At 31.2% G+C, this 18,776-nt stretch carries 17 protein-coding genes; 1 reads left to right on the forward strand and 16 read right to left on the reverse strand.

From position 1 onward, the window contains the following. The first annotated feature begins 17 nt into the window (after nt 1-17). Nucleotides 18-1,406 (forward strand): UDP-N-acetylmuramate--L-alanine ligase, encoded by a 1,389-nt coding sequence (gene murC, locus GOQ27_RS03945; RefSeq protein ID WP_203365526.1) that lies wholly within the window; start codon nt 18-20, stop codon nt 1,404-1,406. A gap of 115 nt (nt 1,407-1,521) precedes the next feature. On the opposite strand, the gene GOQ27_RS03950 is transcribed toward murC, so the two are convergent. The 16 genes from GOQ27_RS03950 to GOQ27_RS04025 all read right to left on the reverse strand — a co-directional run bounded on the left by GOQ27_RS03950 (nt 1,522) and on the right by GOQ27_RS04025 (nt 18,738). Then, complete coding sequence (locus tag GOQ27_RS03950; RefSeq protein WP_203365527.1) at nt 1,522-2,595, reverse strand: LCP family protein; 1,074 nt, start codon at nt 2,593-2,595, stop codon at nt 1,522-1,524. Nucleotides 2,596-2,734: 139 nt separating this feature from the next. Continuing rightward, nucleotides 2,735-3,553: an alpha/beta fold hydrolase gene (locus GOQ27_RS03955; RefSeq protein ID WP_203365528.1), complete on the reverse strand. Its 819-nt coding sequence runs from the start codon at nt 3,551-3,553 to the stop codon at nt 2,735-2,737. 12 nt (nt 3,554-3,565) lie between these two features. Beyond that, complete coding sequence (locus GOQ27_RS03960) at nt 3,566-4,885, reverse strand: acetyl-CoA hydrolase/transferase family protein (protein ID WP_203365529.1); 1,320 nt, start codon at nt 4,883-4,885, stop codon at nt 3,566-3,568. Between the two features lie 25 nt (nt 4,886-4,910). Next, a complete protein-coding gene (locus tag GOQ27_RS03965) occupies nt 4,911-5,930 on the reverse strand; it encodes a 3-oxoacyl-ACP synthase (RefSeq protein WP_203365530.1) in 1,020 nt (339 codons plus the stop codon). Nucleotides 5,931-6,212: 282 nt separating this feature from the next. Continuing rightward, nucleotides 6,213-7,442, reverse strand: coding sequence for an ABC transporter substrate-binding protein (locus tag GOQ27_RS03970; RefSeq protein WP_203365531.1), 1,230 nt, complete (start codon nt 7,440-7,442; stop codon nt 6,213-6,215). A gap of 45 nt (nt 7,443-7,487) precedes the next feature. Next, nucleotides 7,488-8,195, reverse strand: coding sequence for an ABC transporter ATP-binding protein (locus GOQ27_RS03975; protein ID WP_203365532.1), 708 nt, complete (start codon nt 8,193-8,195; stop codon nt 7,488-7,490). Further along, the gene (locus GOQ27_RS03980) at nt 8,195-8,974 is read right to left on the reverse strand and encodes an ABC transporter ATP-binding protein (RefSeq protein WP_203365533.1); all 780 of its coding nucleotides are present in this window, start codon (nt 8,972-8,974) and stop codon (nt 8,195-8,197) included. The genes GOQ27_RS03975 and GOQ27_RS03980 overlap by 1 nt, the downstream gene beginning before the upstream one ends. 10 nt (nt 8,975-8,984) lie before the next feature. Then, the gene (locus GOQ27_RS03985; RefSeq protein ID WP_350445873.1) at nt 8,985-9,998 is read right to left on the reverse strand and encodes a branched-chain amino acid ABC transporter permease; all 1,014 of its coding nucleotides are present in this window, start codon (nt 9,996-9,998) and stop codon (nt 8,985-8,987) included. 2 nt (nt 9,999-10,000) lie between these two features. After that, nucleotides 10,001-10,876 (reverse strand): branched-chain amino acid ABC transporter permease, encoded by an 876-nt coding sequence (locus GOQ27_RS03990; RefSeq protein ID WP_203365534.1) that lies wholly within the window; start codon nt 10,874-10,876, stop codon nt 10,001-10,003. Nucleotides 10,877-11,207: 331 nt separating this feature from the next. Further along, nucleotides 11,208-12,596 carry a sigma-54 interaction domain-containing protein gene (locus GOQ27_RS03995; protein WP_252187736.1) on the reverse strand — a complete coding sequence of 463 codons (1,389 nt, stop codon included), beginning with the start codon at nt 12,594-12,596 and terminating at the stop codon, nt 11,208-11,210. A 200-nt stretch (nt 12,597-12,796) separates the two neighbouring features. After that, complete coding sequence (locus GOQ27_RS04000; protein ID WP_203365535.1) at nt 12,797-13,975, reverse strand: acetyl-CoA C-acetyltransferase; 1,179 nt, start codon at nt 13,973-13,975, stop codon at nt 12,797-12,799. Nucleotides 13,976-14,107: 132 nt separating this feature from the next. After that, nucleotides 14,108-14,953, reverse strand: a complete 846-nt coding sequence (locus tag GOQ27_RS04005; protein WP_203365536.1) for a 3-hydroxybutyryl-CoA dehydrogenase — start codon at nt 14,951-14,953, stop codon at nt 14,108-14,110. Between the two features lie 28 nt (nt 14,954-14,981). After that, entirely contained in the window at nt 14,982-15,761 is a 780-nt protein-coding gene (locus GOQ27_RS04010) for a short-chain-enoyl-CoA hydratase (RefSeq protein ID WP_203365537.1), read from the reverse strand. A gap of 250 nt (nt 15,762-16,011) precedes the next feature. Next, the gene (locus GOQ27_RS04015) at nt 16,012-17,103 is read right to left on the reverse strand and encodes an ABC transporter ATP-binding protein (RefSeq protein ID WP_203365538.1); all 1,092 of its coding nucleotides are present in this window, start codon (nt 17,101-17,103) and stop codon (nt 16,012-16,014) included. Next, nucleotides 17,103-18,035 carry a glycine betaine ABC transporter substrate-binding protein gene (locus GOQ27_RS04020; RefSeq protein WP_203365539.1) on the reverse strand — a complete coding sequence of 311 codons (933 nt, stop codon included), beginning with the start codon at nt 18,033-18,035 and terminating at the stop codon, nt 17,103-17,105. The genes GOQ27_RS04015 and GOQ27_RS04020 overlap by 1 nt, the downstream gene beginning before the upstream one ends. After that, nucleotides 18,028-18,738 carry an ABC transporter permease gene (locus GOQ27_RS04025; RefSeq protein WP_203365540.1) on the reverse strand — a complete coding sequence of 237 codons (711 nt, stop codon included), beginning with the start codon at nt 18,736-18,738 and terminating at the stop codon, nt 18,028-18,030. The genes GOQ27_RS04020 and GOQ27_RS04025 overlap by 8 nt, the downstream gene beginning before the upstream one ends. Between the last annotated feature and the right edge of the window lie 38 nt (nt 18,739-18,776).

Genomic DNA, 18,776 nt, shown 5'->3' on the forward strand with positions numbered 1-18,776 from the left:
TCAGGGAGGAAACAACCATGTTAAATTTTAATATTGATAAATCAGAATATAAAAATGTTCACTTTATTGGAATAGGCGGAATTAGTATGAGCGGATTAGCTGAAATTTTACTGAATAAAGGCTATAAGGTAACAGGCTCTGATATGAACGACTCCAAACTAATACATAAACTGAATAAAAAAGGAGCTAATATACGTATAGGTCATGAGGCTCAAAATGTTATAGGATCAGACTTAGTAGTATATACTTCAGCTATAAATGAAAATAACCCCGAGTATAAATATGCAATTGATAATAATGTACCATTAATGGATAGAGCTACATTTCTAGGGGAGTTAATGAAAGCTTATAAGGACTCTATAGCTGTAGCTGGAACCCATGGAAAAACAACCACTACAGGAATGATAGCATCTATACTAAATCATTCCGAGTTAAATTCCACTATACTTTTAGGCGGAGAATTAGATAGTATTGGGGGTAATGTGAAGATTGGTGGTACTGAACTATTATTAACAGAAGCCTGTGAATATAGAGGGAATTTTTTGAAATTCTACCCTACTATTGGTATAATCCTAAATATTGATGAAGACCATTTAGATTTTTTCAATGGAATCGATGATATAAAAGATACTTTTAAGAAATTCATCGATATAATACCTGATTCTGGTTATGTAATAGTGAATGGAGAAGACGAAAATATTAACTCTCTAATAGAAAAAAATAAAAAGAACTTCATAACATTTGGTCTTGCTAACTCTAATAATTATTATGCTAATAATATTGAATATACGGATAAAGGATATCCTTCTTACGACTTATATATCAATGAAGATTATATAGACAGAATTAACCTTAATGTAGTAGGAAAACATAATATATATAATTCACTATCAGCTATAGCTTCTTCAAATATCGCCGGAGTAAAAATAGAAAGTATAAAATCTGGTTTAGAAATATATAAGGGTACTCATAGAAGATTTGAAGATAAAGGTATAATTAAGGGGATACAAGTAGTAGATGATTATGCCCATCATCCTACTGAAATAAAAGCAACTTTAGAGTCAGTAGGAAAAAAATATAATAAAGTATGGTGCATTTTTCAACCCCATACATACACTAGAACAAAATCATTACTAAAAGAATTTAGCCAGTCCTTTACCGGAGCTGACGAGGTAATAGTTACAGACATTTATGCAGCTAGAGAAAAGGATACAGGTCTAGTTCATTCAAAGGATTTAGTTACAGAGATTGCAAATAATAATATTAATAGCAAATATATTAAAACTTTTGAAGAAGTAATAGATTATCTAGAAAAAAATGTGGATAAAGGTGATATCCTTATCACAATGGGTGCTGGTGATGTGTATAAAATTGGGGATATGTTTAAAGAAAAATTTATTTTATAAAAAGTTATAAAAATAGGTTTAAAAATTTTTGATTTGGTTATAAATATACTATACCTTAGTCCCCACTCCCCCATAAAAAAGGACTTCCAATTTGGGAGCCTTTTTTTAATTTATATTATTCATTTTTATTTTCTTCCAACTCACTTACTCCATATATTTCTTCCATAAGTTCCCTAGTCTTTTCTGAATCATGAGAAAAATAAGATAGGGTCCAGCCATCAAATGTCATTGATTCTGCTTCACCTGGAAGTACATGGGTATTTACATCTTCCATATTCATCCCTATTGCCTTTGTAGCATTAGAAGTTATCTGGAACACACTCATATCTGTTTTTACCTCTTTTGCAGCAGTTAATGCCACCTTTGGCAAATTAAATCCTAAAGCTTTTTTAAGGGCTGCTTTTATAAATTTCTGCTGAGCTTGAACTCTTCCTATATCTCCATTAGAATAACCTTTTCTAAACCTTAAAAAACCTACAGATTCTGATCCATCTAATACTTGGGTTCCTTTTTTAAGAACTCTCATTTCTTTTCTTCCATCTGAATGGAAATACTCATATTTCATATTTTGAGGTACATCCATTTCCACTCCACCTAAAGAGTCTACTATATTTTCAACTCCATCATATGATATGGTAGCATAATGATCTATAGGAACTCCTAATATTTCTTGAATAGCATCCATTGTTTTCTCAGCAGCTACATTATGTCCCTCTTTTAAGCTCCTAATATAAACTGCATTAAGTTTCCTATGATCTGCCGAATTATACCCTTCATCATGATAGTATGTATCCCTAGGTACAGATATCATATCTACACTTTTAGTATTTGGATCAAAACTTGCAAATACCAGAGTATCACTTCTTCCTTCCTTCTCTACTCCAATTAATAATACATTTACTCTATCACTATTTGCTATCGCTTTTTCAAAGGGTGGTAATTTTTCTATTTCTTCTTCTGATAGATTTTTCATTGGATGTTCATCTCTTCCATCATCAGCTTCTGCAGTTGGATCAAATACTTTAAAATAAGTATACAATCCTGCACCTATCATCAATGAAAAACATAGAAAAGCAATTGAAAAAACTTTTAAAAAATATTTCATATTTATCATCTTCTCCTTAATATCAAACATATAAAATAAAATTTCCATATACCAGTTTTCTTCCAATATCAATTTAGTCATCATAAAATATATTTAAATTATACCATATATATGAAAATATAATATTAAAATATAAATACATTTTTTATTACAAGATAAAATTATATCATTTTTATTTTAATCAATCAAACAATAAAAATAAGTTAGATGTCTTTAAAGACATCTAACTTATTTTTATTTCTTTATTATATACCTTAATAAATCCCAATACTAGAGCTAGGAATTCATATGGTTTTTCATACATTGAAGCATGACCTGCTTCTTTTATAACTGCAAATCGTGAATCTTTTATCTTATCATGAATTTTCTGTTGATATTTAATTGGCGTAATAATATCCTCTTCTGATCCAATTATTAAAGTGGGAACTTTTATATTTTCCAATTCTTCTGTTACGTTTAAATCTTCTGCACTTAATGTAAGTCGTATAAATCCTTCATACCATTCTTTCGTGAAAGCTTGTCTAAATAACTCTTCTCTTTTTCTTAACCACTCTATATTTTCTTCATAAAATTCTGTAGAATATATAACAGGAATAGTAGTTTTAAAGAAGTTTGATCCATTACAAGTTTTAGCAGCATTTATCCATGACTTTCCAATATCTTTTAAGTTGTGATTTGTATAGCTAGTGGTATTAGCTAATGTCAAAGAATTTAATCGTTCTTGATATTTTAATGAAAATTTCATAGCTACTTCTCCACCATAGGATATACCAACCATATGAACCTTATTAATATCTAAATAATCTAATAATCCTACTAATGTTTCTACATGAATATCTTGATTATAATCTATATGTGATTTATCTGACTGCCCTTGATCAATAAAATCTAATAATATTAACTTGTTGTTTTCTGCTAATACATCTACAAAACCTTGCCAACTAGTCGTACTCATCATTATTCCATTTAAAATAATTAAGGGTTCTCCCTCTCCATGAACTTCGTAATATATATTTTTATCATTAATTAATATTTTAGCCAATGTACTACCTCCTTACCAGATCATAAGTTCCTTTGCTTGTTGTTTAAGCTCTTCTCTAAAATCAGGGTGAGCTATATTTATTAACCTTTCTACTCTTTCTAAAACATTAGTACCTCTTAGGCTAGCTACTCCATACTCTGTTACTACATAATCCACATCATTTCTAGATAAGGATACTATAGAACCTTGATCTAATCGTGGTACAATTTTAGATATTCTCTTTCTTTCATCTCCATTACCGACTCTTATATTGGCAGTAGAATATAAAGCTATTATTGATTTCCCTTCATCAGAATTTTGAGCTCCAATAGCAGTATCAGCTTGCCCTCCTGTGCCACTAAATTGCCTATGACCTATTGCTTCCGATGCACATTGTCCAGTCAAGTCAATCTGTAATGTGGTATTTATTGATACCATTTTATAGTTTTGTCCAATTATGTAGGGATCATTAACCCATTTTCCTCTCATTATCATTACAGCAGGATTATCATCAATAAAATCATACAATTTTTTACTTCCCAATGCAAAAGTAGCTACCATTTTGCCAGGCATTAATGTCTTATTTCTTCCAGTTATAACTCCAGCATTATATAAGTCAACCATACCATCAGTAAACATCTCAGTATGAATACCTAGATCCTGTTTATCTACCAACTCAGCAGCAACAGCATTTGGAATGCCTCCAATCCCTAACTGTATTGTGGAGCCATCTTCTACTAAATCAGCGATATATTTACCTATCTTTCTATCTTTATCACTAGATAATGCTATAGGAAGCTCTGTCACATCATAATCCACTTCCACAAAGTAATCTACTTCATCTATATGTATAATTGTATCACCAAAAGTTCTTGGCATATTTGGATTTATTTCTAATATTACTATATTAGCATTTTCTATCATTTCTCTTTCATATGTAGCGCTTAGAGATAAGGATATATATCCATGTTTATCTACTGAAGAACAAGTCCCCATATATATATCAGGCTTTCTATGATCAAGTCTTTTAACTGCAGATAAATGTAGATGATTTGGAATAAAAGATACATTACCATTTTTATGTGCTTTTCTTATGGGAGGACTATAGAACCATCCATCCATATGAAAATGTCCTTTATTAGTTGGATCTACAAAGTAATCATAGGCTCCCATAGGTAAACATGTAGCCACATTAACCCCTTCTACCCTGTCCCTAATCGTATGTAGCTTCTCTAAAATTCTTTTAGGTTCTGCTGCAGCGAGTCCCGATACTATATTTTGATTTGATTTAACTTTTTCTAATGCTTCATCTACAGTAATAACTTTTTTTCTATATACTCCATTTATGTTCATATTATAATCCTCCTTTTATGCTTAATTATCCCCAACGGATAACGTTTGCCGCCCATGCATATCCTATTCCTGCGGATATCATAGAAATTATAGTACCATCTTTAACTTTACCTTTCTCAAGGGCAAGATATAAAGATAGGATTTGATCTACTTGACCCATATGGCCATAATCACTTAAATATACACTTTGCTCTTCATTAAGCCCTAGCTTATCTAACATGAATTTATGCATGGACTTTTTAAAGTGTAATACAGCCAGATACCCAAGTTCACTTTTAGAAACATTTGACTTCTCAAAGGCTTTGTCTATACATTCAAACCAATTCTTCATAGAAACTTCATTTAATTTATCTTTCATATGCTGAGGATTCATAAGTCTTAAAGATTTATATGCTTCATCGATATTATTTGAATTAATAGGATTAATTGTACCTCCAATTTCAACCCCTGCATCTCTAGCCATAGAACCATCTGATTTAATATGACTTCCTAATAAAAGATTCTTGTCATAATTTTTCTTTAGAATAATTGCGCCTCCTCCAGCTGATAAGTTATACATCATAGACATATTAGGATCTGTATAGTCTACAAAATCCCCATTTCTATATCCCCCTACTACCATAGCTGTTTTAATACCTTCATCTGCTATCATCATATCTTTAGCTATTTTAAGTGCAGCAACTGTAGAGCAACATCTTTGTTGAATATCTATAGCCCATGCATTTTTAGCACCAATCTTTTCTTGAATATATATTCCAGAAGTAGTTAAAGGATACTCCTTCCACTCTTCTCCCATACAAAGAATAAGATCAATCTCTTCTGGATCTATTCCAGTATTCTTAATTGCATCCAATCCTGCTTTTACTCCCATCTCCTGGGTTCCATCCTCTGGCCCAGGTATTGGTTTTTCTATTATACCTAATTTTTCTTTTACTGCTTCTTCTGTCCAATTGCCATTGGTAGCATCAGCTATATCTTTAGCTGTCATTTTTGTTTCAGGTATATATATTCCCATTCCTACTATTCCTACATTAGGTCTATTCATATGAATCCTCCTTATACTTAACCTTTTAGTTATATATTGCATAAATTATGCCAACACATACCAATTACAACTCCTGTGATTTAGCCATTTATAGAAGATTACCCTAGACCTTGTAAGAGAGCTTTTTTTAATTTGTGCAATATTCAGACAAAATGTGTCTAATGGTAGATTATAGTTATTGTACTTAAATCATACATGTTTGTTATTAAGACATTGTTTTTACATATATTAGTAAAAGAGCTTACCTTTGGTAAGCTCTTTTAAAAAGGGGTACTACTAAATTTATTTAAATTCCATAAAATCTGTCATCTGCTCAAATATATATGTACCATCAGATTCTGAAACTTTACTTACTGACATTTGAGTAACACCTTCTCTAACTCCTTCAGAGTAAGATATTTCAGCAGCTAAACCATCAGTATAATTAAGTCCATTCATTGCTTCAATATATCCATCCCAACTCAATTTATCTCCTGCTTTTTCAAGCCCTGCTACAAATGTCTCTCCTGCTACCCAACCAGCCATTGTATAAGCATTAATAGGAGTATCTGGGAAGTGTTTTGCCATTGCATCATTTAATGGTTGCAGAGATTCTTCTGTAACTTCAAGCCATCCCATTACATGAAGATTATTGATTGCATTAGGTGCACCTGGAGCAGCTACTGCTAAGAATGATGCATCCGCGTTAGAGTAAGTAGTTAATGTATCTACATCAGTCATACCTAAGTTTTCCATTCCTTTAAGTATCCCTGCTGTTCCTGTACTTAACCCATAAAGTATTATTAAATCAGGTTCTTGCTCTTTAGCTTTCTGAATAGGTACAGTAAAGTCTGTATCAGCTCCACCAAAAGCTACTTCTGCTTTTAATCTACTATCTTCTCCAAGTTCCTTTAATCCATCTTTAAATCCATCTAATCCATCATTACCTACATCATCATTTTGATACATTATTACTATATTTTTTGCATCAAATTCTTCAACAGCAAACTTAGACATTAATTTACCTTCATACAAATAGTTAGGTTGAACTGGGAAGAAATTCTCTCCAGCTTTAGTTAAAGATACCGCTCCTGAACCAAAGTATACAGAAGGTATACCTTCTTCTTTAACTATTTCTTGTGATGCTACCACACCAGGAGTTCCTAAATGACCCACTATAGCAAATACTTCTTCATCAAATATCAATGACTCTACAGCTTGAACCGATTTATCTGGCTTGAACTCATCATCTTTTTTAATTAATTCAATCTTTCTTCCATTAACTCCACCATCTTCATTAATGGTCTTAAAGTAAGATTCCATTCCAGCCACATATGGAGCTCCTATAAATGATAATGCTCCTGATTGTACTGCTACAGTACCTATTTTTATTGAATCTTCTGTAATACCTTGAGCTAATTCAACTTCTGTTGAACCTTCTGATGAAGTATCTTCTGATTCCCCATCTCCACAGGCTACCATAGAAATAGATAAAACTAAAATTAACATTAATGATATTAACCTTTTAAACATTATAATTCCTCCTCTTTTCTATTTATCTATTAAAGGGATTTCCCCTTAATTCCCACCTAAATAAGCTTTCTTTATATCGCTATTTCCCAATAATTCTTTAGCACTTCCCTCTGATACAACTTTTCCTGTTTCTAATATATATCCATAATCTGCTATCGATAGAGCTTGATAAGCATTTTGTTCTACTAAAAGAATAGTAGTACCTTCTTTATTTATCTCTTCAATAATCCTAAAAATATCTCTAACTATAAGGGGAGCTAACCCTAAAGATGGTTCATCTAAAAGAAGTAACTTAGGCTTTGCCATTAACGCTCTTCCTATAGCTAACATTTGTTGCTCTCCTCCGGAAAGAGTCCCAGCATATTGCTTTTTCCTTTCTTTTAATCTAGGAAAATAATCGTAAACTTTATCTAATGTTTTTGCTATATTCTCTTTATCTTTACGAGTGTATGCTCCAGCCTTTAAATTTTCTTCAACAGTGAACTGAGGAAATATTTGTCTTCCTTCAGGAGATTGAATTATACCCATTGACACTATCTTTTCAGGAGGATAAATTAATAAATTTTCTCCATTAAATGTTACTGATCCTTTTACAGGATTTAGTAGGCCTGAAATAACTTTCAGTGTAGAAGTTTTACCAGCTCCATTTGCTCCTAATAATGTTACAATCTTCCCTTCTTCAATATTTATAGAAAAATCTTTAAGTGCATGTATGAATCCATAATAAGCATCTATATTTTCTATTTTAAGCATTAGGCTTCTTCACCTCCTAAGTATGCTTTTTGAACTTCTATATTTTCTTGAATTTCTAAAGGGGATCCTTCTGCTATCTTTTTTCCAAAATTAATAACACATATTTTTTCACAAACTTCCATTACTAGACTCATATCATGCTCTACTAATAAAATAGTAATGTTTAATTCATCCCTTATACGTTTTATTAATTTTGCTAATTCTTCAGTTTCACTATGATTCATACCGGCAGCTGGTTCATCTAGAATTATTAACTTAGGCTCTGATACCAATGTTCTTCCTAGCTCTATAAGTTTTTGTATTCCATAGGGCTGAGATGCGGCCAGGTGATTTTCTAATCCTGTAAGTCCTAGAAATTCGATAATTTTCATTACTTTATCTTTTACTCGCTCTTCTTCTTTTTTTACTCCAGGAAGTCTAAGACCTTCTGTAAATATATTCCCTTTGGTCTTAGAATGAAGACCAATCAAAATATTGTCTAATACAGTCATCGTTTTTACTAACTCAACATTTTGAAAAGTTCTAACTAAACCTTTTTCTATTACTTGATAGGTTTTATACTCTAGTAAATTATGCTCTTTAGTATCATTTCTAAATATAATTTCTCCTTCATCTGGGGTGTAAAATCTACTAATGCAATTAAATACAGTTGTTTTCCCCGCACCGTTAGGACCAATCAATCCATAAATACTATTTTGTTTCACTTCAAAACTCAGACTATCTACTGCCTTAAGTCCCCCAAAACTGATAGATAAATCTTTTACGGTTAATATATTCATGTCATTCCTCCTATACTACTTCTTGGTCTTCTAACTTTTTATTTCTTCGTGTTTTCTTTACTAAAGGTTTAATTTTATATGTGATCCTGGATAGGCCATGAGGTATGAACATAATTACTAATATCAGTGCTACGCCTGTTAATATCATTGAGAAATTTCTTATCTCCCCTATGAGAGGTATCTCTTTTAATATTTCAGGAATCACCGTTATAAAAGCAGCACCTAACACACTACCCAATATACTTGCTAGACCTCCTATTACTACCATAGCTAATAAATTAAGAGATAACTCTACACCCCATTGGTTTGGTTCTACAAACCTTATTAAATGTATATAAAGTCCTCCCGCAATGCCAGCATAAAATGCACTTAAAGAAAATGCTATTAACTTATACTTAAAAAGACTAATTCCCATGGCTTGAGCTGCATGCTCACTATCTCTCATTGCTATTAATCCTCTACCTATTTTAGACCTTATTAAGTTATATGAGAATATAGATAATAACACTAAAATAACTAGTGAGAAAATATAAAAAGACTCTCTACTTCTTAAACTTATACCAAATAAATTTATAGCCTTAGCATTCATTCCTGAAAAACCATTTGTAAATCCTGTCCATTCTTTAAATACTTGCTGTATGGTTACCCCAAAACCTAATGTTGCTATAGCTAAATAATGTCCTTCTAAACGTAAAGCTATCAAGCCTAAAATTAACCCTATGGCTAACGGCACTATTCCTGCTAATAGTATACCTAAAATATATTCTAAACCTCCCATATCAGGCAAGGTATTGGTTATGTATGCAGATACGTAAGCACCTAACCCCATAAAAGCTGCATGACCCAAAGATATCTGTCCTGCATATCCTAAAAGTATATTAAATCCTAGGGCCGCAATAGAGTAAATTACCACTGTATTTATCATTGTCATGGTAGATCTGCCAAACCCTAATAAGAAAGGTAATATTGCTAAAATTAATATTATTCCACTATAGATTAAAATTTGTTTTTTCGATAGATTCACTTTTACACCTTCTTTCTATGGGTTTTACCAAATATTCCTGTAGGTTTAACTATAAGTGTAACTATTAGAAGTCCATATACGATAACCGTTTTCCAAGTTAGAGATATATACATTCCTACTAAATTATCTAGAATACCAATTATTAAACCTCCTATAACAGGCCCATGAAAGGATCCAAATCCTCCTAAAACTGCTGCAATGAATGACTTAAGATGAACTTCAGCCATCATTGTAGTAGATACATTTGTAGTAGGAGCCATTAAAATTCCTGCTATTGCTCCCAATATTGTAGCTATAATCCAAGACATTGAATATACCTTAAATACTGGTATCCCCATTAATCTAGCAGTTTTTTCATTTTGAGCTGTAGCTCTTATTGCAATCCCTACCTTAGTTTTATTAATCATATAAAATAACCCTGCCATGATTACTAAAGTAATTGCAATAATAAAAAGAGCATTAGGTTGAACAACGACTCCTGCTGCATCTATACTATCTGCTGAAATTGCTTGTCTAAAGTAATAAGAGTCTATACCAAAAATAGCTGATGCTAATCCTCCTATTATCATTATCAATCCTAGGGTTATTATCATTTTACTTACTAAAGATGCATCTGATGCTGGTCTTATAAAGATCCTTTCTACTATAAAACCAAATAATAATGCAAATATTAGTGCTCCTATTACCGCTAATGGATAGGAAAGTCCCAACCCATCAAACAATGTAAATGCAACAAATGTGGAGAACATCGCCATTTCTCCTTGGGCAAAGTTAATAACATCTGAAGTTCTAAATATTAATACTAATCCTAATGCAGCTAAAGCATACAAACTTCCCGTTTCTAGTCCAGCCATTATATTCTGAAAAAATATTGCCATCTTATACCTCCTCATGTAATTATTCGAGAACTAAATTTAATTTTAAAAAAACGTTTTCTTAATAACATTTTTATATAATAGATTTTTTATAATATATGATATTGCAATTACCATGCCATTACATCATCAAATTATATTGTGCTGTAAAATTACACAAACACATGCCATATTTAATCTTTATTAATTTATTCATTCATAAGACCTTTAGAACTTTAGATATAAAAAAAGATAGAATTGTCTAATTTTAAGACAATTCTATCTTTTTCTATTAATCAATGGTATATAACTAACTATTTGGTAATGTAGTATTTTCATACACTGTATTTTCATACTACACTTTAATACTATATCTTTCAATCTTATCATACAGACTAGACCTGCTTATGTTAAGTAACTTAGCAGTCTTTAACTTGTTTCCATTTGTATATTTTAATACGGAAGTTATTGCATTTTTTTCTGCTTCTTCTATTATATCTTTCATGGATTTTATAGGTCCAGAGGATTTGCTTTTCTTATTTTCCATTAAATATTCAGGTAGATATGAAGGTTGTATAGTATCACAATCTGTTAAATTTACAGCTCTCTCTAAAACGTTTTCAAGCTCTCGTACATTTCCAGGCCAAGAATGCATTTTTAAATATTCCATAGTTTTAGGTGAGATATTATTAACATATTTACCTAACTGCTTGGATATTTTCTTTAATAATAAACTTGACAAATCATCAATATCATCACATCTTTCCCTTAGTGGAGGTATTTCTATAGTCATTACATTAAGTCTATAATATAAATCTTCTCTAAATTTCCCTTCTTCTACTAATTCCTTTAAATCATGATTTGTAGCTGCTATAACTCTTACGTCAATCTTTTTTGTTTTATTACTTCCAACCTTTTCTATTTCTCTTTCTTGTAATACCCTTAATAATTTAGATTGCATATTTAGTGGCATATCTCCTATTTCATCTAAAAAAATACTTCCTCCGTTAGCTAATTCGAATTTACCTATCTTTCCACCTTTTTTTGCTCCAGTAAATGCCCCTTCTTCATAACCAAATAATTCAGACTCTAACAGATCAGCAGGTATAGCTGCACAGTTGACTTTTACAAAGGGAGCTAAATGACGAGAGCTATCATTATGTATTGAATGAGCATACAACTCCTTACCCGTTCCACTTTCTCCTAATATAAGAACATTAGAATTAGTCATAGCAACTTTTTTACCTATGTTTTTGATTTTAGACATCTTTCCATTATTCCCTATTATATTCTCCCAGGAATACTTTGCACCAGAAAGCTCCTTTAGTCGTTTTTTATAATGATCAAGCTCTGTTTCTAAGAGCTTATTCTTCTCAATAATATGCATAAACTCTTTCATATCTTCAAATAAAATCATACCAAATCCATAACTGACTTTATCCTTTTCATCAAGTACTGGAATCCTATGTACTATCGCAGTATGACCATTTTCAAATTTATGCTTCCAAGCTATTTCAGCTTTTTTTGTTTGAAACACGTAAGGAAATCGACTATTTCTATCTACTTCTTGGACTTTCTTACCTAATATTTCCTCCTTTTCATATCCTAAAAAATTAGCAAAGACTTTATTAATCATCCTTACCTTTGTGTCTTCATCTATTAATATAATCGGAACTGTTATAGGATCAAAAATTTTTTCCATAGTGGAAATTAAATAATCATTTAACTCTAACTCTTTAGTCAAAATCCCGCCCCCCTAATTATGAAATTACAAATTATGTTTATTATATATTAACACAATATTATTAAAATTCATAATTCTTAAATTTCTACACAAAAAGAAAAAGTTCTGTATTTATTTGGCATTTAGAAAATCAGATGAATTAGCTTAACAACACAATAAGAAAAGCATTCGTGTATACACGAATGCTTTTAAAAAATAAATTATCTTTCAACTATTAATGAGGTACCTTGGCCTCCACCAATACATAATGTTGCAAGACCTGTCTTAGAATCTCTCTTCATCATTTCATATAATAATGTAATAAGAATTCTAGCTCCACTTGCTCCAACCGGGTGACCAATCGCAATTGCTCCACCATTAACATTTACTTTTTCAGGATCGATTCCTAAGTCTTTAACTACTGCTAAGGATTGAGCTGCAAATGCCTCATTTGCTTCTATTAAGTCAATATCTTCTATACTCATATTAGCTCTTTCTAATGCAATCTTAGTTGCAGGTACTGGACCATATCCCATAATTCTTGGGTCTAATGCTGCAGAACCATAAGATTTAATAGTAGCTATTGGCTTGATGCCAAGCTCTTCAGCTTTTTCTTTAGACATTAGAACAAGCATTGCTGCTCCATCATTGATTCCTGATGCATTACCAGCTGTTACAGTACCATCTTTTTTGAATGCTGGTCTAAGTTTAGCTAATTTTTCAGAAGTAATTCCATGCTTGATATATTCATCATCTTCTACAACTATTGGATCCCCTTTTCTTTGAGGAATTTCTACTGGAACTATCTCATCTTTGAATCTTCCCTCTTTTTGAGCTTTCTCTGCTCTATTTTGACTTCTAGCTGCAAATTCATCTTGATCATCTCTCGTTAATTTCCATTGATCTGCAATATTTTCTGCAGTTATTCCCATATGAATATCGTGGAATGCATCAGATAACGCATCATGAATCATACTATCTATTATTTGTCCATGACCCATTCTTTGTCCCCATCTACCTTTGGGTAATAAATATGGAGCGTTACTCATACTTTCTGTTCCTCCTGCAAGGATAACATCGGCATCACCTAGCATGATAAATTGTGCTGCCATACTTACTGTTCTAAGTCCTGATCCACAAAGTTTATTTATTGTCATAGCTGGAGTAGTTTCTGGTATTCCTGCATTAATGGCAACCTGTCTTGCTGGATTTTGACCTAATCCTGCTGATAGAATGTTTCCTATAAGAACATCTTCCACCATTTCTGGTTTAACTCCTGCTCTTTTCATTGCTTCTTTAGCTGCTACAACCCCTAAATCTATTGCTGATAATTTTGATAATGTTCCTCCAAATGATCCAACCGGTGTTCTAGCGGCACCTACTATTACTACATCTCTCATTTATAATTCCTCCTTAAATTTTATTATTAATATATACTTTTACAACTCAGTCTATTCAGACTAAGTTAATACTTTAACAATATCTCTATACAACAAGAACCCTGTATTTACAGGGTTCATAATTAATTCATATTATTTGCTATAGTCATAGAATCCTTTTTTAGTCTTTCTACCTAATAATCCACCTCTAACCATCTTTCTTAATAATGGATGTGGTCTATATTTAGTATCAGCAAACTCTTCATAAAGAATTTCCATAATTGCTAAACATACATCTAGACCAATTAAATCTCCTAAAGCTAAAGGTCCTATTGGATGATTTGCACCCAACTTCATAGATTCATCAATATCTTCTGCTGAAGCAACTCCATCAGCTAATATTCCAACAGCTTCGTTAATCATTGGAACTAATATTCTATTTACTACAAATCCTGGTGCTTCCTCTACTTCTACAGGAGTCTTTCCTAATTCTTTAGTCATTTCAACAATTTTTTCTTTTGTTTCTTCTGATGTTGCAATACCCTTAATGATCTCTACAAGTTTCATAACTGGTACTGGATTAAAGAAGTGCATACCAATAACTTTATCCGGTCTATTTGTAGCACTAGCAATTTCAGTAATAGATAAGGATGATGTGTTAGAAGCTAATATTGTATCTTCTTTACAAATTTCATCTAACTCTTTAAATATCTTTTTCTTGATATCCATGTTCTCTATCGCTGCTTCAACTATAATATCAGAATCCTTAATATCATCATTTGATAATGTTCCAGAAACTCTTGAAAGGATTTCTTCTTTTTTATCAGAAGTTATTTTTTCTTTCTTTACTAATCTATCTAAATTTTTAGATATAGTATTAATACCTCTTTCGATATTTTCTTGTGCTATTTCCTTTAATACAACTTCATGTCCTGCTTGAGCAAAAGCTTGAGCTATTCCTGCTCCCATTGTTCCTGCTCCTATAATACATGCTTTCATTAATATACCTCCTATTATTAAATTAATATTATTTGTTTTTGAAATCTGGTTTTCTTTTTTCAGAGAAAGCTGTCATTCCTTCAGTTTGGTCTTCAGTTGCAAAACATAATGCAAATAGATCTTTCTCTATCTCCATACCTGTTTCTACATCAGTTTCTATTCCTCTATTTATAGCCATCTTAGAATATCTTACAGCTAATTGAGCTTTAGATGATATCTTCTTAGCTAATTTCATTGTTTCATCCATTAATTCTTCAGGGTTTACTACTTTATTTACTAGCCCTATTCTTTCTGCTTCTTTAGCATCTATTACATCACCAGTAAAAATTAGTTCTTTAGCTTTAGCTGAACCAACTAATCGTGGTAATCTTTGTGTACCTGCAAAACCAGGTGTAATTCCTAAGCCAACTTCTGGTTGACCAAACTTAGCTTTTTCAGATGCGATTCTCATATCACATGCCATAGAAAGTTCACATCCACCACCTAGAGCAAATCCATTAACTGCTGCAATAACTGGCTTTTCTATCATTTCAATCTTTCTAAATAATTCAATACCAACTTTTGCAAAATCTCTAGCTTCATTAGCAGTTTTTTCTTTCATTTCTAAAATATCTGCTCCTGCTACAAAAGCCTTACCTTCTCCTGATAAAATAATAACGTTTACATCTTGGTCAGACTTTAATTCTTCTATTGCTTTATCAAGCTCTAATAATACTTCAGTGTTTAGTGCATTTAATGCTTTAGGTCTATTGATTTTAAGAATTGCTATCTTATCTTCTTTTTGTAGTGTTAAACTATTAAATTCCACACTATCCCTCCTTCACATTCTATATATATTTTATATTGCAAATAGCATGCCAAACTTATACAAGCTTGTAAATCGCTATTTTCTCACCTATAAATATAATACCCAATATCTATACAAAATAATTTCGTCTGTTTTCTCGGACATGTGTATAAAAAAATATACACTAAGTTTTTATTACCTTAATGTATATACCCTAGTCTATTATAGAATAACTTTTCACTATATTTTTTCTAATTACAATCTAATACTTTTAGTTAGCTTTATTTATCATGCTGTTATAGGCCTCATTTGCTTTAAAAACACCCATATATTTATTTTTATTATTTGTTACGGGTAACATAGTATTTCCTGTTCTAAACTGCATCTCCAAAGCTTCCATTATAGTTTTATCTTCGTTTATAGATTCCATAGGAATAATATTGTTTTCATCAAATACAGGTTGACTTTTCATATCATAAACTCCAATATACTTATTTTTTTCGTCAATTACAGGTATATATTCTATTTCTTTATAATTTATTTGTTTTAATATATCCTTGTCTTCATTGATTTTGATAACAGGATAGACTTTATTTATTGCTCCTTTAACCCCAGTTACTCCTACATAGGAAGTAAAACTTTTAATGCCAAAAAATTTATTAAGATAGTTATTTTCTTGATTAAAGAATATATCTTCTCTACTTCCTGCAGTAATAAGCTTGCCTTCTTTTAATAATACAATTCTATTTCCAAGCTTCATTGCTTCATGAATATCATGGGTAACAAACACTATTGTTTTATTTAGTTTTTTATGTATCATTATAAGCTCATCTTGAAGTTTCTTTCTGGTAATCTCATCAATAGCTCCAAATGGCTCATCCATAAGGATTATAGGAGGATCTGCAGCTAAAGCCCTTGCTACTCCCACCCTCTGTTGTTGGCCACCACTTAATTCTCTAGGGTATTTGCTAAGATGATCTTTATTAAGCCCTACCAACTCTATTAGTTCTTCTGCCCTTTTCTTTCTGTTAGTTTTATCTATCCCTTTAATCTTAAGTACATAAGTTATATTATCTTGTATACTAAGGTGAGGAAATAAACCAACTTGTTGGATTACATAGCCTATTTTTCTTCTTAACTCTATTTTATTCCACTTAGATAGTTCTTTGCCTTCAACATATATCTCTCCAGCAGAAGGTTCTATTAGCCCATTAATAAATTTAAGAGTAGTGGTTTTCCCACAACCAGAAGGACCTATAAGTGTTACAAAGTCTCCTTCATTTATTTGAAGATTAAGATCATCTACAGCTAATTTTCCATCTCCATAATCCTTAGAAATATTTTTAAATTCTACAATTGCCACTATAATAACCCCTTCTCTTTAAGGAATTCTTCAGCTACATCTTTAGGCTCTTCATTTTTTCCCTCTACTTTATTATTTAACTTTCTTATTTCCTCTTCACTTATTTGTCCACCTAATTTATTAAGTACTTCTTTTAATTCTGGATATTTATCTAAGGTTTCTTTCCTTACTATAGTTGTAGCATAGTAAGATGGAAAGAAATTCTTATCATCTTCTAATACTTTTAGTTTGTATTCATCTAATAAGCCATCTGTAGAAAAAGCATTTATTACATCTACTTCTTTTGATTCTATAGCCTTATACTTTAAACCTATGTCCATTTCTTTAGTATTCTTAAAGTTTAATCCATATTCTTCTACTAATTCATTATAACCATCATCTCTTTCATAGAAATCATACTCAGCACCAAAGGTTAACTCATCACTTTTATTAGCCAAATCTGAATAAGTTTTAATATTTAATTCTTTAGCTTTTTCTCCATCAATAGCTAAAGTATATGTATTATTAAACCCATATTGGTCTAACCAAATAACATCAAATTCTTCCTCATATGCTTTCTTTGTTTCTTCATACATTTCATCAGGATCTTCTATTAAATCATTTTTCAGTACAAACATCCAGCCGGTTCCAGTATATTCAGGATAAAGATCTATTTCTCCTGATGTTAATGCTGGATGTAGATTACTAGTTCCACCTGCTATGCCAGTTTTCATTTCTACATTTATATCCGTGTTTTCTTCTACTAATAGTTTTATCATTTCTCCTATTATATATTGTTCTGTCATTGGTTTAGTTCCTATAGTTATACTTTTATCTTCATTTTTTGCTGAAGTTTCTTCTGTAGTATTTTCTGTGTCATCATTACCACAACCGCTAACTATACCCATAACTAAAAATAATACTATTAATAATATTCCTATTTTCTTATACATTTATATTTCCTCCTTTTATATTTTTCCCTTGTACTTTTTTAATAACTATCTTTTCAATAAATTCTAATATTCTATCAGCAATAATAGCTAATAAAGCAACCAATATACTACCTGCGAATAATAAGTCTGTATTATATGTGGATATACCTCTCCAAATCGCTGTACCTATACCCCCTGCTCCAATAAATGCAGCTATAGCTGTCATAGCTATAGTCATAACTATCATAGTTCTAAGTCCAGCTATAATAACAGGCAGAGCTAAGGGAAGTTGAATATTAAATAGTAACTGAAATCTTGTACTTCCCATTCCTTGGGCAGCTTCTATAATAGATTTATCTACTTCAGTAATGCCAACATAAGTATTTCTAACAACTGGTAATAATCCATATATTATTAAAGCCAAAATAGCATTAGTTGTACCCAATCCAATAATTGATACCATTATTCCAAAAAAGGCTATAACAGGTATTGTATATAAAAAGTTAGTAAAACTAATCACAAAAGGTGCTAATTTCCTATATCTTGATATTAATATGCCTAAAGGTACTCCTATAAAAAATATACATAAGATAGCTATTAATGAGATATTTATATGCTCTAATGTTATTTCTAAAAAATAATCTCTTCTTTCAATATATGTAATTATTAATCGAGAAATTAAGCCCAATACTGGAATCTCAGTTAAAGAATTTAAAAATTCCATATTTCACCCCCATCAATTTTTATAATCTTCCTATACCC

This window comes from Anaeromonas frigoriresistens, assembly GCF_016820655.1.
GTDB lineage: Bacteria > Bacillota > Clostridia > Tissierellales > SIT17 > Anaeromonas > Anaeromonas frigoriresistens.